At 70.7% G+C, this 17,117-nt stretch carries 20 protein-coding genes; 10 read left to right on the forward strand and 10 right to left on the reverse strand.

The annotated features are described in order from the left end of the window. Positions 1–759: 759 nt before the first annotated feature. From AC3ET3_RS14230 to AC3ET3_RS14240, 3 genes are all read right to left on the reverse strand, one after another. Positions 760–2,223: a catalase gene (locus AC3ET3_RS14230; protein ID WP_432156470.1), complete on the reverse strand. Its 1,464-nt coding sequence runs from the start codon at positions 2,221–2,223 to the stop codon at positions 760–762. Between the two features lie 173 nt (positions 2,224–2,396). Then, entirely contained in the window at positions 2,397–3,293 is an 897-nt protein-coding gene (locus AC3ET3_RS14235; protein WP_432137054.1) for a 2-hydroxy-3-oxopropionate reductase, read from the reverse strand. Between the two features lie 25 nt (positions 3,294–3,318). Beyond that, positions 3,319–4,140: a TIM barrel protein gene (locus AC3ET3_RS14240; RefSeq protein WP_432137055.1), complete on the reverse strand. Its 822-nt coding sequence runs from the start codon at positions 4,138–4,140 to the stop codon at positions 3,319–3,321. A 168-nt stretch (positions 4,141–4,308) separates the two neighbouring features. Between AC3ET3_RS14240 and AC3ET3_RS14245 the strand changes: the two genes are divergently transcribed. The 8 genes from AC3ET3_RS14245 to AC3ET3_RS14280 all read left to right on the forward strand — a co-directional run bounded on the left by AC3ET3_RS14245 (position 4,309) and on the right by AC3ET3_RS14280 (position 10,628). Then, positions 4,309–4,557, forward strand: a complete 249-nt coding sequence (locus tag AC3ET3_RS14245) for a YkoF family thiamine-binding protein (RefSeq protein ID WP_432137056.1) — start codon at positions 4,309–4,311, stop codon at positions 4,555–4,557. Continuing rightward, on the forward strand, positions 4,554–4,922 hold the full coding sequence (locus AC3ET3_RS14250; RefSeq protein ID WP_432137057.1) for a helix-turn-helix domain-containing protein: 369 nt from the start codon (positions 4,554–4,556) through the stop codon (positions 4,920–4,922). Before AC3ET3_RS14245 ends, AC3ET3_RS14250 begins: the two co-directional genes overlap by 4 nt. A 157-nt stretch (positions 4,923–5,079) precedes the next feature. Beyond that, positions 5,080–5,592: a 2-oxo-4-hydroxy-4-carboxy-5-ureidoimidazoline decarboxylase gene (uraD, locus tag AC3ET3_RS14255; RefSeq protein WP_435612246.1), complete on the forward strand. Its 513-nt coding sequence runs from the start codon at positions 5,080–5,082 to the stop codon at positions 5,590–5,592. A gap of 4 nt (positions 5,593–5,596) precedes the next feature. After that, positions 5,597–6,016, forward strand: coding sequence for a hydroxyisourate hydrolase (uraH, locus tag AC3ET3_RS14260; RefSeq protein ID WP_432137059.1), 420 nt, complete (start codon positions 5,597–5,599; stop codon positions 6,014–6,016). A gap of 8 nt (positions 6,017–6,024) precedes the next feature. After that, positions 6,025–6,960 carry a factor-independent urate hydroxylase gene (gene pucL, locus AC3ET3_RS14265; RefSeq protein WP_432137060.1) on the forward strand — a complete coding sequence of 312 codons (936 nt, stop codon included), beginning with the start codon at positions 6,025–6,027 and terminating at the stop codon, positions 6,958–6,960. A 111-nt stretch (positions 6,961–7,071) separates the two neighbouring features. Next, positions 7,072–8,448, forward strand: a complete 1,377-nt coding sequence (locus AC3ET3_RS14270) for an 8-oxoguanine deaminase (RefSeq protein ID WP_432137061.1) — start codon at positions 7,072–7,074, stop codon at positions 8,446–8,448. A gap of 217 nt (positions 8,449–8,665) precedes the next feature. Then, entirely contained in the window at positions 8,666–10,042 is a 1,377-nt protein-coding gene (locus AC3ET3_RS14275) for a nucleobase:cation symporter-2 family protein (RefSeq protein WP_432156468.1), read from the forward strand. A 211-nt stretch (positions 10,043–10,253) separates the two neighbouring features. After that, positions 10,254–10,628 (forward strand): cold-shock protein, encoded by a 375-nt coding sequence (locus tag AC3ET3_RS14280; protein ID WP_432137063.1) that lies wholly within the window; start codon positions 10,254–10,256, stop codon positions 10,626–10,628. A gap of 149 nt (positions 10,629–10,777) precedes the next feature. Here the strand turns inward: AC3ET3_RS14280 and AC3ET3_RS14285 are convergent, their stop codons facing one another. The 6 genes from AC3ET3_RS14285 to AC3ET3_RS14310 form a co-directional block, all read right to left on the reverse strand. After that, positions 10,778–11,878, reverse strand: a complete 1,101-nt coding sequence (locus AC3ET3_RS14285; protein ID WP_432137064.1) for a barstar family protein — start codon at positions 11,876–11,878, stop codon at positions 10,778–10,780. Positions 11,879–12,022: 144 nt separating this feature from the next. Then, complete coding sequence (locus AC3ET3_RS14290; protein ID WP_435612247.1) at positions 12,023–12,283, reverse strand: NUDIX domain-containing protein; 261 nt, start codon at positions 12,281–12,283, stop codon at positions 12,023–12,025. Positions 12,284–12,448: 165 nt separating this feature from the next. After that, on the reverse strand, positions 12,449–12,871 hold the full coding sequence (locus tag AC3ET3_RS14295; RefSeq protein ID WP_432137066.1) for an acyl-CoA thioesterase: 423 nt from the start codon (positions 12,869–12,871) through the stop codon (positions 12,449–12,451). A gap of 51 nt (positions 12,872–12,922) precedes the next feature. Then, positions 12,923–13,567 (reverse strand): hypothetical protein, encoded by a 645-nt coding sequence (locus AC3ET3_RS14300; protein ID WP_435612248.1) that lies wholly within the window; start codon positions 13,565–13,567, stop codon positions 12,923–12,925. Beyond that, positions 13,564–13,767, reverse strand: a complete 204-nt coding sequence (locus AC3ET3_RS14305) for a DUF397 domain-containing protein (protein WP_435612249.1) — start codon at positions 13,765–13,767, stop codon at positions 13,564–13,566. The genes AC3ET3_RS14300 and AC3ET3_RS14305 overlap by 4 nt, the downstream gene beginning before the upstream one ends. Beyond that, positions 13,764–14,591, reverse strand: coding sequence for a helix-turn-helix domain-containing protein (locus AC3ET3_RS14310; protein WP_435612250.1), 828 nt, complete (start codon positions 14,589–14,591; stop codon positions 13,764–13,766). The genes AC3ET3_RS14305 and AC3ET3_RS14310 overlap by 4 nt, the downstream gene beginning before the upstream one ends. A gap of 136 nt (positions 14,592–14,727) precedes the next feature. Between AC3ET3_RS14310 and AC3ET3_RS14315 the strand changes: the two genes are divergently transcribed. Next, positions 14,728–15,159 (forward strand): ATP-binding protein, encoded by a 432-nt coding sequence (locus tag AC3ET3_RS14315; protein WP_435612251.1) that lies wholly within the window; start codon positions 14,728–14,730, stop codon positions 15,157–15,159. A 34-nt stretch (positions 15,160–15,193) separates the two neighbouring features. Here AC3ET3_RS14315 and AC3ET3_RS14320 read toward each other — a convergent pair whose 3' ends face one another. Beyond that, positions 15,194–16,402 carry a pyridoxal phosphate-dependent aminotransferase gene (locus tag AC3ET3_RS14320; protein WP_432137071.1) on the reverse strand — a complete coding sequence of 403 codons (1,209 nt, stop codon included), beginning with the start codon at positions 16,400–16,402 and terminating at the stop codon, positions 15,194–15,196. A gap of 81 nt (positions 16,403–16,483) precedes the next feature. Between AC3ET3_RS14320 and AC3ET3_RS14325 the strand changes: the two genes are divergently transcribed. Then, a complete protein-coding gene (locus AC3ET3_RS14325) occupies positions 16,484–17,116 on the forward strand; it encodes a winged helix-turn-helix transcriptional regulator (protein WP_432137072.1) in 633 nt (210 codons plus the stop codon). The last annotated feature ends 1 nt before the right edge of the window (position 17,117 follow it).

A 17,117-nucleotide genomic window follows, 5' to 3' on the forward strand; every position in this document is an offset into this window, starting at 1 on the left:
CCCCCCCCCTTCTTTCTCCCCTCCCCTTCGGCGTTCCCCCGCTCGCACGCCCCCGTTGGACGCTCCGGGGTCCGCATCGTGCCGAGCGGCTCGCGGTGGCCCGCCGCCCCCGTGCCGGCGGGCCCCGCACGAGAACAATGTGCCCTGCACCGGCCCCGGTTGAAGCCCCCCGACGCGTCTTCAGAGCTTCATTTGAGGTTGGCGTACCGGCTCTACGCACGATCCCTACGCTCCCCGGCGTATGCCGTGGGCGCTGTCCCGCGGCTGCGACGGCGCCGTCACGGGGGCTGGACCCTCATCCCGGCAAGCCCACGGAGGCAACCACTGGATACTTCCAGCGAGGAGCGGTTCCCTGCGAGGTTCGCCCCCGCGAGGAGCGGTTCGCTGCGAGGTGCGGTTCCCTGCGAGGTGCGGGCGGACAGCGCGGAGCGCTCCCTCGCCGGTGTCCGGCCGGCTCGGGAGCGCTCGGTGTCGTATGACCGTCCGATGGCGCGAGGCTGGGCGCGAGTCAGTACGTTCGCGCCACCGGACGGGGTCGGTGGGCTGGGACCGCGGCGGTGGCGACGGATCCGGGGCGCCTTCCCTCAGGTCGAGAAGGGGGCCCGGGTCCTTGACCACCGCACTGGCTCGCACGCCGCCGCGGTCCTCACCTTGCCCGCCGTACCGCGCGATCACCCCTCATCCGGATCGCTCGGCGGTGGCGGGTCGGGCGCGTCCGGGCTTGACCTCCCCGTCAAGTCCCGGACGCCGTCAGGGGGTTCAGTCCTCGCGCAGGGCGCGGACCGCCTCCTCGACACGCCGCCCGTACTCGGGGTCGGCGGCGTGGAAGTGGGCCAGGTTCTTCTCGATCACGTCGTTGCGGGAGACCTGGGACAGGCTGCCCGCGATGTTCGCGACCAGGCGGGACCTCTCGTCCGCGGACATCAGCCGGTACAGCTCACCCGCCTGGAAGAAGTCGTCGTCCTTGGTGTGCTGCGGCGCCTCGTGGGTGCCGGTGTGGCCGGTCACCGCCAGCGGGGCGGACAGCGGGCGGCCGGTCTCGACCGGGCCGTCGTAGGAGTTCGGCTCGTAGTTCCTGGCGTGCCGGCCCTGGCCGTTGACCGCCATGTAGCCGTCCCGGCCGTAGTTGGCGGCGCCGCCCGGCACGGCCTTCGGCGCGTTGACCGCCAGCAGCGTGTGGTTGACGCCCAGCCGGTAGCGGTGTGCGTCGGCGTAGGCGAACAGGCGGCCCTGGAGCATCTTGTCCGGCGAGGGGCCGATGCCCGGCACGAAGTTGTTCGGGGAGAACGCGGCCTGCTCGACCTCGGCGAACACGTTGTCCGGGTTGCGGTCGAGGACGAGGCGGCCGACGCGCCGCAGCGGGTGGTCCCGGTGCGGCCAGACCTTCGTCAGGTCGAACGGGTTGAAGCGGTAGTCCGCCGCCTCGGCCGCCGGCATGAGCTGGACGTACAGGGTCCACGAGGGGCGCACGCCCCGCTCGATGGCCTGGAGCAGGTCGGTCTGGTGCGAGGTGGGGTCCTGGCCCGCGAGTTCGGCGGCCTGCTCGGCGGACAGGCAGCGGATGCCCTGGTCGGTCTTGAAGTGGTACTTGACGAAGAACGCCTCGCCGTCGGCGTTCGTCCACTGGTAGGTGTGCGAGCCGTAGCCGTTCATGTGCCGGTACGACGCCGGGATGCCGCGGTCGCCCATCAGCCAGGTCACCTGGTGCGTGGCCTCGGGGGCGTGGGCCCAGAAGTCCCAGACGTTGTCCGGTTCCTGACGGCCCGTGAAGGGGTCGCGCTTCTGCGAGTGGATGAAGTCGGGGAACTTGATCGGGTCCTTGATGAAGAACACCGGGGTGTTGTTGCCGACGAGGTCGTAGTTGCCCTCGCGGGTGTAGAACTTCACGGCGAAGCCGCGCGGGTCGCGGACCGCGTCCGCCCCGCCGAGGCTGTCCGCCACGGTCGAGAACCGCAGGAACACCTCGGTGCGCCGGCCGACCTCGCCGAGGAAGTCGGCGTGGGTGAAGCCGGTGACGTCGTCGGTCACCTCGAAGTGTCCGTAAGCGCCGGAGCCGCGGGCGTGCACCACGCGCTCCGGGATGCGCTCGCGGTTGAACCGGGCGAGCTTCTCCAGCAGGTGCTGGTCCTGGAGGAGGAGCGGGCCGCCGACGCCGGCGGTGGCGGAGTTCTGGTTGTCGGCGACGGGGGCGCCGGACTCGGTGGTGAGCACGCGCTTCGACATCGAGGACCTTCCGTGCGGGAGTCAGCGGAAATGTGTTTCCGCTTCGTGGAGCCTAGGAGTGGGCGATCGGAGCGTCAACGTTTTGTTGAAGGGGATTCCGGGCGGCGCCGCCGCCTGGGCGCGACAGGACAATGTCAGCGGCGGCGCCGCCCGGAAGTCGGGGGGAGGGGCGGTCAGACCTGGGCGCCGGACAGGCGTTCCACGGCCCGCAGCAGGGCCGAGTGGTCCAGGCCGCCGTCGCCCTGGGCGCGCAGCGACGCCACCAGCTGGGCGACCGTCGCGCCCACCGGCAGGGCCGCGCCGACGGTGCGGGCGGCGTCGGTGACGATGCCCATGTCCTTGTGGTGCAGGTCGATGCGGAAGCCCGGCTTGAAGTCGCGGTTGAGGAAGTTGTCCTTCTTGCGGGTCAGCACGGTGGAGCCGGCCAGCCCACCGTTGAGGACGTCCAGCGCGGCCTTGAGGTCCACGCCGGACTTCTCCAGGAAGACGACGGCCTCGGCGCACGCCTGGATGTTCACGGCGACGATCAGCTGGTTGGCGGCCTTCACGGTCTGGCCCGAGCCGTGCGGACCGCACAGCACGATCGTCCGGCCCAGCGCCTCGAAGATCGGCTCGGCGGCGTCGAAGTCGGCCTGCTCGCCGCCGACCATGATGGACAGCACGGCCTCGACGGCGCCCGCCTCACCGCCGGACACCGGGGCGTCCAGGACGCGGATGCCCTGGTCCGACGCGGCCTTCGCCAGGTCGACGGAGGTCTGCGGGGTGATCGAGGACATGTCGATCAGCAGGGTGCCGGGCCGGGCGTTGGCCAGGATGCCGTCGGGGCCGTAGGCGATGGCCTCGACCTGCGGGGAGGCGGGCACCATCGTGATGACGACGTCGGCGTCCCGCACGGCCTCGGCGATCGAGCCGGCCGCGGTGCCTCCCGCGGCGGCCAGCCGGTCCAGCTTGTCCCGCTCCAGGGTGTAACCGGTGACGGAGTAGCCCGCCTTGATCAGGTTCTCGGACATGGGGGAGCCCATGATGCCGAGGCCGATCCATGCGATCTTGGGAAGGTTGTCGGTGCTCATAGGGGTGCCTCTCACATACAGGGGGTCAGCGGGACAGCCACTCGAAGGCGTCGGCGCTCGGGCGGTCGCCCGGCTTGTACTCCAGCCCGACCCAGCCGTCGTAGCCCGCCTCGGCGAGCCGGTCGAGCAGCTTCTCCAGGGGGAGGGAGCCGGTGCCGGGGGCGCCGCGTCCCGGGTTGTCGGCGATCTGGACGTGGCCGGTCTTCGGCGCGTACGCGTCGATCACCGCGGGCAGGTCCTCGCCGTTCATGGACAGGTGGTAGAGGTCCATGAGGAAGCGGGCGTTGCCGAGTCCGCTCGCCGCGTTGACCTTGTCGACGATCCCGACGGCGGCCGGGGCCGACACCAGCGGGTACAGCGGTGACTCGGGCTTGTTCAGCGCCTCGATCAGCAGGATCGCGCCGATCCGGTCCGCGGCGCGCGCGGCGAGCACCAGGTTCTCCAGGGCGAGCGCGTCCTGCTCGGCCGGGTCCACGCCCTCGACGCGGTTGCCGTACAGCGCGTTGAGCGCCGTGCAGCCCAGCGACTGCGCGAAGTCGGCGGCCACGTCGATGTTGGCGCGGAATCGCTCGGACTCCTCGCCGGGGACGGAGAGGGCCCCGCGGTCCGGTCCGGGCAGCCGGCCGGCGTAGAAGTTCAGGCCGGTGAGCTGGACGCCCGCGTCCTCGACGGCCTTCTTCAGCGCGGCCGGCTCGGAGCGCTCCGGGGTGGGGGTGTCGGTCCAGGGCCACCACAGCTCGACCGCGGTGAAGCCGGCCGCGGCGGCTGCCGCCGGGCGCTCCAGGAGCGGGAGTTCCGTGAAGAGGATCGACAGGTTGACGTTGAAGCGCTGGTCTGCGAATCCCATGGATCCCGCGCTCCCTTCCGTGGTGTATTCCGTATTACGGAAGTTAGTTTCTGCTTAATGGAAGACTGCCGTCGGTGCTCGCGGCTTGTCAAGGGGTCCCGGACGGTGCCGACGGTCCGCGCCCTCCGGGGCTGCCCCGTGGGGCGTGTCGCGCGTTAGGTTGAGCGAGTGCGATTGAGAGTGGAGTTCACGACCGAACCCTTCGACCTGGACGAGGCGCCCGCGCACGCGGTGGTGGCCCGTGAGGTCGTCGAGGCGGCCGAGCTGGACGCGGTGGACGTCGGCCCGTTCGGCAACACCGCCGAGGGGCGCGCCGACGCGGTCCTCGGCGCGGTGGACGCATTGCTGCGCAAGAGCCTGGAGGCCGGCGCCACCCGTGTGTCCCTCCAGGTGAACGTCATAGAGGAGGGCGAGTGACCGGCACCGGGGAGGAGTCCTTCATCGCGGCGGTCAAACCGCTGGTCGACGCCATGGGCGGGGAGCTGCTCCCGCCCGACGAGGCCGGCCCCGAGGACGTGGTGCTCGCCTGGGCGGGTGCGGACGTCGTCGCGGTGCGCCTGCCGCAGCTCGCCGACTCCCTGGACCACATCCTGGCCGCCATGGAGCGCAGGCGGGGCAAGCCGCTCTCCGACCTGGACCGCAAGGCCAAGCAGGAGGTCGTGCGGACGCTGGAGGCGCGCGGCGCCTTCTCCGTCCGGCACGGTGTGGAGACCGTGGCGAGCGCCCTCGGCGTCAGCCGCTTCACGGTCTACAACTACCTCAACCGCCAGAAAGAGGGCTGATCGACGGCCGGCCGACCGGGCGGGGTGGCCGTGCGGCGGACCGGCAACGCGTTTGTCACCCCGAATTTTCAACAAAGTGTTGACGTGGGGTCGCGACGGGGCGTTAGCTGACCGCAGCCCGTTCAGCACGAAGGCCGAAACGGCCACGGAGGCCCCCGTGACTTCGACTTCCACGCCCCCGGGCCTGGCCCGGTTCAACGACCTGGAGGACACCGCGGCCGCCGCCGCCCTCCACGAGGCGTGTGCCTCCACCGCCTGGGCCGGCCGGCTGCTCACCGCCCGCCCCTACGCCACCGCCGACGCCCTGTACGCCGCGAGCGACGCCGCCATGGCCGAGCTGACCCCGGCGGACCTGGCCGAGGCCATGGCGGGGCACCCGCCGATCGGCCGGCCGAAACCCGGCGACCCGGCCTCTGCCCGCGAACAGCGCGGCATGGCCGGCGCCTCCGAGCGGCTCAAGGAGGAGATGCTGGAACTCAACCTCGCCTACCAGGAGAGGTTCGGCCACGTCTTCCTGATCTGCGCCACCGGCCGGACCGCCGAGGAGATGCGCGACGCGGTCAAGGAGCGCATCGGGAACGCGCCGGAGCAGGAGCGGGAGATCGTCCGCACCGAGCTGGGCAAGATCAACCGGATCCGTCTGGCCCGGCTCGTCGAAGAGGAAGCCTGACCCCATGAGCACCAGCACCACCGCTTCGGTGTCCACCCACATCCTGGACACCAGCCTCGGCCGCCCCGCCGAAGGCGTCGCCGTCCACCTCAGCGCCCGCTCCGGGCGGTCCGCCCATGACGGGCGGGAAGGGGACTGGCGGCCGCTCGGCGGCTCCGCGACCGACGCGGACGGGCGGTGCAAGGACCTGCCGGCCCTGCCGGAGGGAACCACCCACGTACGCCTCGCCTTCGACACCGAGACGTACTTCACCAAGAAGCAAGCCGCGGCCCAGCAGGACGCCCCCGCGCTTCGGGACAGCGAGAACGACCGGCCGGTGTTCTTCCCCGAGGTCACCATCGCCTTCGCGGTGGTGCCCGGCGAGCACTACCACGTTCCGCTGCTGCTCAACCCGTTCGGCTACTCCGTTTACCGAGGGAGCTGACCGACACCATGACCCGCTTCGTCCTGGGACAGAACCAGTACGGCAAGGCGGAGAACCGCGTCGTCAAGATCACGCGTGACGGCGACACGCACCACATCAAGGACCTGAACGTCTCCGTCGCCCTCTCCGGCGACATGGAGGAGGTCCACCGCAGCGGTTCCAACGCCAACGTCCTGCCGACCGACACCACCAAGAACACGGTGTACGCCTTCGCCAAGGAGCACGGCATCCGGAGCGCCGAGGACTTCGGCGTCAAGCTCGCCCGACACTTCGTGGACGACAACGAGCCCATCCACCGGGCCCGTATCCGCGTCGAGGAGTACGCCTGGGAGCGGATCGAGACCTCCCAGGGCGGCGCCCGATTCGTCGGCGCCGACGAGATCGCCCATTCCTTCGTCCGCAAAGGCCAGGAGACCCGCGTCGCGCAGATCACCTACGACGGGCACGGCATCCAGGTGCTGTCCGGGTTCAAGGACCTCACCGTCCTGAACACGACCAACTCCGAGTTCTGGGGCTTCCTGAAGGACAAGTACACGACCCTCCAGGAGGACCACGACCGCATCCTCGCCACCACCGTCTCCACCTGGTGGCGGCACAACTGGGACGGCGTCGACTCGCACGCCCCCGACTGGGACCGCTCCTACAACGGCGTACGCAAGCACGCGCTCCAGGCGTTCGCCGAGACCTACTCGTACTCGCTCCAGCAGACCCTCTTCGAGATGGGCGTGCGGGTGCTCAACACCCGCGACGAGGTGGACGAGATCCGCTTCTCGATGCCCAACAAGCACCACTTCCGCTCGGACCTGTCGCCCTTCGGGATCGACAACGAGGCCAAGGACGGCGCGGTCTACTACGCCGCCGACCGCCCCTACGGCCTGATCGAGGCCACCATCCTGCGGGACGGCGCCGAACAGCTCATCCCGGTCGACATGACCAACCTGTAAGCCACACCGGAACATCGGCACCCGTTGCCGGCGGGTACTCCGCCGGCAACGGCACTCAAATCCCCACGGGTCCTGCCGTGCCCACTCCACCTGAAGCGCAAAGGACGAATCATGGCAGCAGCCCAGCGCATCGTCATCGAGAACGCGGCGATCGCGACGGTGGACGCGAACGACACCGAGTACGCCGTCGGGCACGTCGTCATCGCGGACAACCGCATCGAGTCGCTCGGCGCGGGCAAGGCCCCCGAGGGCCTGACGGACGTCGTACGCCGGATCGACGCCACCGGGCACCTCGTCACCCCCGGCCTGGTCAACACCCACCACCACTTCTACCAGTGGATCACCCGGGGCCTGGCCACCGACCACAACCTCTTCGACTGGCTCGTCGCGCTCTACCCCACCTGGGCGCGCATCGACGAGCCGATGGTCCACGCGGCCGCCCAGGGATCACTGGCGATGATGGCCCGCGGCGGCGTCACCACCGCGATGGACCACCACTACGTCTTCCCGCAGGGCTCCGGCGACCTGTCCGGCGCGATCATCCGCGCCGCCCGCGACATGGGCGTCCGCTTCACCCTGGCCCGCGGTTCCATGGACCGCAGCGTCAAGGACGGCGGCCTGCCCCCGGACTTCGCCGTGGAGACGCTTCAGGGCGCGCTCGCCGCCACCGAGGACACCGTCCGGCAGCACCACGACACCTCCTTCGACGCGATGACCCAGGTCGCGGTCGCCCCCTGCTCGCCGTTCTCCGTCTCCACCGAACTCCTCCGCGAAGGTGCCGAGCTGGCCCGCCGCCTCGGGGTCCGGCTGCACACCCACGGCTCGGAGACGGTCGAGGAGGAGAAGTTCTGCCACGAACTGTTCGGCATGGGCCCGACCGACTACTTCGAGTCCACCGGCTGGCTCGGCGAGGACGTGTGGATGGCGCACTGCGTCCACATGAACGACTCCGACATCGACGCCTTCGCCCGCACGAAGACCGGTGTCGCCCACTGCCCCTCGTCCAACGCCCGTCTCGCGGCCGGCATCGCCCGCGTGCCCGACATGCTCGCCGCCGGAGTCCCCGTCGGCCTCGGCGTCGACGGCACCGCCTCCAACGAGTCCGGCGAACTCCACACCGAACTGCGCAACGCCCTGCTGATCAACCGGCTCGGCGCGCACCGGGAGGCCGCGCTGAACGCCCGACAGGCGCTGCGCCTCGGCACCCACGGCGGCGCCCAGGTGCTCGGCCGGGCCGCCGAGATCGGCTCCCTGGAGCCGGGCAAGCTCGCCGACCTGGTGCTGTGGAAGCTGGATACTCTCGCCCACGCCTCCATCGCCGACCCGGTCACCGCCCTGGTGTTCGGCGCCGCCGCACCGGTCACCGCGTCCTTCGTGAACGGCCGTCAGATCGTCGAGGACAACCGGCTGCTGACGGCCGACGAGGACGCGATCGCCCGGGTCACACGCGACGAGGCACGGCGACTGGCCCGGATCGCCGACCGGTAACCCGGCGCCGTCACAGGGCACTTGAGCTCCGGTCGGGAGGGACGGCTCCCGACCGGTGTCCGTGGACTCCAGCGGAGTCCACGGCGGCCGGCTCCGGGGCGCGCACGCGCGCCCCGGAACGGTCACCGTCCCGTCCTCTCCGGTCCCGCACGGCCGGCGCACCACCTCCCTGCACCCACGTCAGAGCCGACGTGCCACCGACCGGAGGAGAGCCGCAGTGTCCGCTCAGTCACCCCACCCCGTCGACGAGAAGCTCCCCGTCCTCAAGATGGCCACCACGGGTCTGCAACACGTGGCCGCCATGTACGCGGGAGTCGTCGCCCCACCCCTGATCGTCGGCGCGGCCATCGGCCTGTCCGCCACCGACCTGACCTTCCTGACCGGCGCCTGCCTGTTCACCGCGGGCCTCGCCACCTTCCTGCAGACGCTGGGCATCTGGAAGATCGGCGCCCGGCTGCCCTTCGTCAACGGCGTCACCTTCGCCGGCGTCGCCCCCATGACCGCGATCGTCGCCGCCACCGACGACAAGTCGGACGCCCTGCCGGTCATCTTCGGCGCGGTGATCGTCGCCGGTCTGCTGGGCTTCCTCGCCGCACCCGTCTTCTGCAAGGCGGTCCGCTTCTTCCCACCCGTCGTCACCGGTACGGTGATCACGCTGATCGGCGTCTCCCTGCTGCCGGTCGCCTTCGGCTGGGCACAAGGCTCCAGCCCCGCGGCGGACGACTACGGTTCCGGCACCAACCTCGGCCTGGCCGGCGCCACCCTGCTGATCGTGCTCCTGCTGCGCCGCTTCACCAGCGGCTTCGTCAAGCAGATCGCCGTCCTGCTCGGCCTGGTCGCAGGCACCCTCGTCGCCGTCCCCTTCGGCGCCACCGACTTCGGCCCGGTCGCGGACGCGGCCGTCGTCGGCTTCCCGACACCGTTCCACTTCGGCGCCCCGCAGTTCCAGCTCGCCGCGATCCTCTCGCTGTGTGTGGTCATGGTCGTCTCCATGACCGAGTCGACCGCCGACATGCTCGCCCTCGGCGAGATCGTCGACCGCCCGGCCGACGAGCGGACCATCGCGGCCGGCCTGCGCGCCGACACCCTCGGCTCGGCGCTCAGCCCGCTCTTCAACGGCTTCATGTGCAGCGCCTTCGCCCAGAACATCGGCCTGGTCGCGATGACCCGGATCCGCAGCCGCTACGTCGTCGCCACCGGCGGCGCCTTCCTGGTCCTGATGGGCCTGTGCCCGATGGCCGCATCCCTCATCGCGGTCGTCCCGCGCCCGGTGCTGGGCGGCGCCGGCGTCGTCCTGTTCGGCTCGGTCGCCGCCAGCGGCATCCAGACCCTCGTCCGGGCCGGCCTCGACAAGGACAACAACGTCCTCATCGTCGCGGTCTCGCTCGCCGTCGGCATCATCCCGATCACCGCGCCGGAGTTCTACCACGCCTTCCCGGAGACCGCGAGGATCGTCCTCGACTCCGGGATATCCACCGGCTGCGTGGCGGCGGTCCTGCTCAACCTGGTCTTCAATCACCTGGGGCGGGGTGGCGAGGCCCAGGACGTCACCCATCCGATGGAGGCGGGGGAGGAGATCGCCGCGGTGCACTGATCATGTGGGCACGGCAGCCGACCGCCCGGGGGAGATGCCGCCCCCCACGGGGCGGTCGCCTGCTCGTCGGTGATCCCCGGCCCCGTGCCGGGTGGTCTGCCCTCTTCTCGGACCACGACGGCCCGGCTCCGGAAGCCCTGCTCCGTGCTTCCTGACGGTGCCACTACGGTGATGAGCACCGGTCGCGTGCCGTCTGACCAGAGGTACTGCCATGGCCGGATCGACGATCGACACACGGGAGGAAGGCGTGCCCGACCGAGCCACGTCCGATCCGGCATCCGACGACGTCCTCAGCGGGCGCGTGCGTGAGTGGCACGAGGAGGAGGGGTGGGGTGTCCTGGTGACGCCCACCCTGCCGGACCACCACGTGTGGGCCCACTACTCGGCCGTTCAGGCCGAGGGCTTCCGCACCCTGACCGACGGTCAGCCTGTCACCTTCACGGTGGAGCGGGCCGAACAGGACGGTTTCGACTGGAGAGCCGTGCACGTCTGGCCGTCCGGGCCGTCGCAGTCACCGACGGAGTCCGGCGGAAGCGCGCACGGTACGGGCTACTCCTCCCGCCTCGACATCACCTTCGACACCTGATCGGTACGCCCTGGCCAGGACCGGCCGGCCACATGTCACGCACAGGCACGCGGATCGACTGAACAGGGCACTATGCGTTGTGGCGCCAACAGCGGGTGCTGAAGACACCTCAGCCTCCAGGAGCCGTATTCGCTCGGTCGCATGCGGGCTCACCGCAGCACGACCGTGACGCCGCACCGTTCGAGGAGCCGCACGACGTCCTCGAAGTAGGAGAGCCCGTCCTCCGGATCCCCCACGACGTCCCGAAGCGCGCGGCGCGCGATCTCGGAGTCGTGCCAGGTCAAGGTGAAGGGAGGGGCCACCCCGAAGCCACCGCCCAGACAGTCCTTGAGCGCGTTCCACTCCCGGCCGAAATAGCGGCCGGGCCCGAGCAGGGCCTCGGCGACCGCGCAGTGCAGCCCGGAAACGTCCGTGACGAATCGGCCGTCGAGATGGTGCTCACCGCCGGACCGGTCCGGGTGGAGCGCGGGCGCCCGCCAGGCACGTGTGGTGAGGTCCAACCATGCGGCCCTGCCCTGTGAGTCGTACGGCGCCCACAGGTTGGGCTCTGTCGGCGGGCCCTGGTGCCACTCCGACCAGATCGGGCGGGCCGCCAGCGGTGGCCGGTCGTCGCCGCCATCGGTGAGGGTGATGTCGACGAGCGTGCCGCCGAGCACGGATGGTCGCGCTCCGGTAATGGCCAGGCCCACGGGGCGGGAGGCCATCACAGCACCATGACGGTCCAGCACCAGGAGGTAGGCCCAGTCCCGCTCCCATCGACGGGGCCGCCGCAGCGCCGCGAGCAGGGGCTCCGCAGGCTCGCAGCCGATGAGCTGCAGCGGAACGGGAGCTGGTTCCACTCGCGCTTTGAACAGGCCGTCCACGGCGGAGCACCGGCCTGCCTTTGCCGCAACGACTGTCGTTCCCGCGAAGAGCTCGAAGCGCGGCGCCGCAGGCAGTTCGAAGAAGCCTTCCTCGTTTCTGACGCCGGCGCCGAGCACGATGTCGTACCGCGCCGGATCGGCCGAGTAGGGCTGATGGGCCACCACGACGGCATCGACGAGCGTCCACCACTGCACGGGGTTCTCGTCGTTCCAGACCTCGACGCACACGTCGCCCAGACCGCGCAGCGACGCATCGGGCTCAGCCAGAACCTTGCTCAGGAGGCCGTCGGGGCGGCATCCGCGGAGGGTGAGAACCTCCCGTGGCGGCGGGACGGGGTCGGCGAACAGTCCTTCGGCGCCCGCGCACCTCCCCCAGAGCTGTTCCACGCCGTGATCGTCCTCCTTCACCAAGAGGTACTTCACTGGAAAACCCCGGTCCCACACGGCGTGATCTGCGATACGCACCCAACCCCCGAGCATGTGAGCGACCTTCGCGCCAACGATACGGAAACGGAAAGGGGAGGCCGCAGCTCATGCACGATCACACCACGGACCGTCTGGCACGAGGGCGTCGAGCACCGACCGGTCAAGGACGGCAGCCGGGTCGAGTCCGGTTTCCTCGGCCCGTTCACGTCGCGCCGTCACCAGCGGCGTTTCGCCGGACTCGATACCGCCACCGGGGGGCTCCCAGAGCCACGTTCCGTCGAACGGGTCCCGCCAGTGCAGAAGAAGCAGGCGGTTGGCGGCGTCAAGGCAGATGACCCGGGCGGCGGGCCGGTGCGTAGTTTCCACCGTCCTGACGCTATGCCGTGCTCGAAATGTCGATCAAGAACTGTGCTGATCGACATTTCGAGCGACCTGGACTTCGCGTGAGACTCCTGACGCTCGGCGAGGGCCCCCGCGGTCCGTTCCGCCGGGGCGCCTGTCCGACCCGTGGCCCACCCTCAACGGGTATGTTCAGAGACCGAACAGGCTCAGGTCGGTGGCCAGTTTCCTGAAGTAGTCCTGCGGGTCGGCCACCATCCGCCGCTCCTTCAGGTCCAGCAGCCCGCCCACCGCCGTGATCTCGGCGGCGACCGTGCCGTCCGTCTTGCGGATGAGCTGCTCGATGCGGAAGGTCTTGCCTCCGCCCCACTCGAAGACGCACGTCACGTCGACCTCGTCGCCTGCCAGCAGTTCACGCCGGTAGCGGATGGTGGTCTCCAGTGCGACCGGGCCCACGCCCGTGCCGACCATGTCGGCCTGGCTGATGCCGGCCGCCTGGAGCAGCGACCAGCGAGCGTGCTCGGCGTAGTTGATGTACACGCTCTGGTTGAGGTGGCCCTGTACGTCGGTCTCGTAGCCGCGGACGGTCACCCGGACGGAGAACGGTTCGCTCACTGCTTCCCTTTCACGCGGTCGGTGCATGACTCACCGATCTTGACATGCCGGTCAGGTCCGGCGTGGCGAGGCGAGCAGATACCGCTGCCGCGACCGCGGGTCCGTGTGCTCACCGACCTGCCACCCGGCCCCCTCCAGCGTGCCCGCGCACGCCCGCAGGAACTCCCCGCCCGGCCCGCCGACCGCCACGGCCTCCGGCTGCGGTGTCTCCCGCACCCGGTAGCCGTCGCCGTCCGGACCGGCGGGCCGGTGCCCGGCCGCCTCCAGCGCGAGCGCGGCGGCCCGCACCAGATGCGCCCGCTCCCAGCCGCACGGCCGCTGCGTCGAACCGTCCGGATTGGTCATCCGCCGCAGCTCCAGCAGCCCCTGCCAGGCGCTGTGCACCTCGCGGGCCCGCGCCGCGGGGTCACCGGGCGCGTCCTGCTCCCCGCCGACCCGCGCCGCGAACCCACCAGTGTCCGCGCGCTCGATCGGCACCGGCACCGGTTCCGGTTCCGGCTCCGGTGTCCTCATGGCTTCCCGCGCCCGATGGCCGGCCGGTGTGAGGAAGTGGTCGTGCGGCGGCCGGGGGTGCCGGAACGCGAGCCCGCGCCTGACCAGGGCGTCCAGTTGCGCGGGCGTGGCCTTCAGCCGCCCGGTCACCGGATCGGCCGCCTCGACGACCCGCCGCTGCGCGGGGCTGAGCGGTCGGTTCACTCGGCGGCGTAGGTGAGGAAGGCGGCCCAGTGGCGGGGTTCGAAGGCGAGGCGGGGGCCGTGTATGTGCTTCGAGTCGCGGACGTGGACGGTACCGGGGACGGAAGCCACCTCGACGCAGGCCGCTCCGTCGGGATTGCTGTGGCTGCTCTTGAACCACTCCAGTTCGGTACTGACACCGGCCGTGGGCTTCAGGCTCATGTCTCTCCAAGCAGTTTCTCGATGAAGGCCAGCGACTCCCGTGGGGTGAGGGCCTGAGCTCGGATGATCCCATAGCGCAGCTCAAGGATCTGGATCTCCCTGCGGTCCGAGATCAGTCGGCTGACGAGTTGGATGTCGCTGTGCCCCACTGTGGTGCCCTCGTGCAGCCGCAGAAGGTGGAAAGGGCCGTCGAGGCCCGCGTTGTCCTCGCAATCCATGGGCAGCACCTGAATCTCGACGTTCCGCATCTGCCCCACCTCCAACAGCCGTTCGAGCTGTCGGCGCCACACCATTCTGCCCCCGACGGGCCTCCGCAGGGCAGCCTCATCATGGACGAAGCTGAAGGCGGGGATCATCTGGTCTCCCCGGATGATCTCCTGCCGGGCCAGCCGTGCCGCGACCAGTTGCTCCATCTCCTCCTCGGAGAAGGCAGGACGGCGTGAGCCGAACACAGCTCTCAGGTACTCCTCCGTCTGTAACAGCCCATTGACCACGGAGTTGTCGTAGGCACAGATCTCGACGGCCTCGGCCTCGTACTTGGCCAGATCCCTGACCTTCTTCGGATACCGAGCGTGCTCCACGTCCTTCCTGAGCCCGTCGATCAGGCCACCCGCGTCCAGAACCCGGTCGGCCTCCTCCAGGAACTTCGCGCTCGGTGCCCGGCGCCCCCGTTCCACCGACGACACCTGCTCGTCGCTGTACCCGATGGCCGCGCCCAACTCGGCCTGTTTCAGGCCCTTCCGCTCGCGGCAGGTCTTGATGACCCTGCCGACCATGCGCAGTACCGCCGCCGACTCCTCGTCGTCGACGAGTCCGTCACTCATCCCGGACACCTCCCGCGTGCCGTCCGCGCCACGCCACCCACACCGCCCGGACCGCGCCGGACAGCGACCGGACAGTGACGCTGCGTACTGCCGTTGCCGCTGTTCAGAGTAGAGTCAGCCGACCACGCTGAGTGACATGAACGTCGATATCGCGCACCGGGCGACACCTTTCACGCTCCAGCTCTCGGCGACCCGCAGGGGTGCCCGCCTGGCCCGCCGCCTGGCCGCCGGACAACTGGACGCGTGGGGTTGGCCGTACGGTGCGGAGGCGCACCGCACCGCGACGCTGCTGGTGGCGGAGCTGGTCACCAACGCCGTCCGGCACGGTGCGACGCCGGGCCGGGACTTCCGCCTCCGCCTCGTCCTCGACCCGGCGGGGCCCAGCCTGCGCGTCGAGGTGACGGACACCCGCCCGGACCGGCGCCCGCCCGCCCCCGGGGCGCTCCCGCCGGCCTCCGGCGAGTCCGGCCGGGGCCTGCTCCTGGTCGAGGCCCTGTCCACCCGCTGGGGGACGATCTGCGACGACCCGTGTACGAAGACGGTGTGGTGCGAGGTCGCGCTGAGGTGAAGGCCGCTGTCGGCCCGGAGCCGGACCGGCCGCCCTACTGCCGGTACCCGCTCAGGAACCGCCCGATCCGGCCGATCGCCGCCTCCAGGTCGTCCGCGTGGGGGAGGGTGAGGATGCGGAAGTGGTCCGGGGTCGGCCAGTTGAAGCCGGTGCCCTGGACCACCTGGATCTTCTCGCGCAGCAGCAGGTCGAGGACGAACTTCTCGTCGTCGTGGATGGGGTGCACCTTGGGGTCGATGCGCGGGAAGGCGTACAGCGCGCCCTTCGGTTTCACGCAGGACACCCCGGGGATCTCGTTCAGCTTCTCCCAGGCCACGTCCCGCTGCTCGCGCAACCTGCCGCCCGGCTCGGTCAGTTCGCGGATCGACTGGCGGCCGCCGAGTGCGGCCTGGATGGCGTACTGGGCGGGGGCGTTGGCGCACAGCCGCATGGAGGCCAGCATGGTCAGGCCCTCCAGGTAGTCCTTCGCGTGCTGCTTGGGGCCGGTCACCACGAGCCAGCCCGAGCGGAAGCCCGCCACCCGGTACGTCTTCGACAGGCCGCAGAAGGTGAGCACCACCAGGTCGGGGGCGAGCGCGGCGGCCGAGTGGTGCACGGCGTCGTCGTAGAGGATCTGGTCGTAGATCTCGTCGGCGAAGACCATCAGGCCGTGGCGGCGCGCCAGGTCGAGGACGCCCTCGACGATCTCCTTGGGATAGACCGCGCCGGTCGGGTTGTTGGGGTTGATGAGGACGACCGCCTTGGTGCGGTCGGTGATCTTCGACTCCATGTCGGCCAGATCCGGGTACCACTCCGCCTGCTCGTCGCAGAGGTAGTGGACCGCCTTGCCGCCGGCCAGTGTGGTCACCGCCGTCCAGAGGGGGAAGTCGGGCGCCGGGATCAGGATCTCGTCGCCGTCCTCGACCAGCGCCTGTACGGCCATGGAGACGAGCTCGGAGACGCCGTTGCCGAGGAACACGTCGTCGACGCCGACCTCCAGGCCGAGCGTCTGGTAGCGCTGGGCGACCGCGCGGCGGGCGGAGAGGACGCCGCGCGAGTCGGTGTAGCCGTGCGCCCGCGGCAGCATGCGGATCATGTCCTGGAGGATCTCCTCCGGCGCCTCGAAGCCGAACAGCGCCGGGTTGCCGGTGTTCAGCCGCAGCACGCTGTGGCCCGCTTCCTCCAGCGCGTTGGCGTGCTCTATCACCGGGCCGCGGATCTCGTAACAGACCTCGCTGAGCTTGTTCGACTGCCGGAACTCCATGGGTCCCTCCGGTAACTGGGGTTGCTTGGTTTTACCAAGTTGGAGCTTGGAAAGTCCAACCACTTGTCTAGACTGCGTCCCATGTCACCTCGCCGAAGCTACGACCAGTACTGTTCCGCCGCCCGCGCGCTCGACACCGTCGGCGACCGCTGGACCCTGCTGATCGTCCGGGAGCTGCTCGCCGGCCCGCGCCGCTACACCGACCTGCACGCCGACCTGCCGGGTGTGAGCACCGACGTACTCGCCTCGCGGCTGAAGGACATGGAACGCGACGGGCTGGCCGCCAGGCGTCGGCTGCCCCCGCCCGGCGCGGCGTACGTGTACGAACTGACGTCCCGGGGGCGGCGGTTGCTGCCCGTCCTGCAGGCGCTGGGGGAGTGGGGGCAGGCCGAGCTGGGCGAGCGGCGGCCCACCGACGCGGTGCGCGCCCACTGGTTCGCCCTGCCCCTGCTGCGCGCCCTGGAGGGCGAGGGGATCGTCGAAGTGCGCCTCGAAGAGGGCCACTTCCACGTGTACGTCGGCGCGGAGGACGGTCCGGTCTACGGCGAGGGCCCGGCCCCCCGCGAGCCCGACGCGCGCCTCGTGCTGGACGCCGGTACGTGGGAGGCCGTCAGCCGGGGCGACACCGGCCTGCCGCAGGCGGTGCGGGAGGGCCGGGCCGAGGTGACGGGCGAGGGCACCCTGGCCAAGGCCCTGCGGCAGCAGGCCCTTTAGG

The organism is Streptomyces sp. bgisy159, from assembly GCF_057707805.1.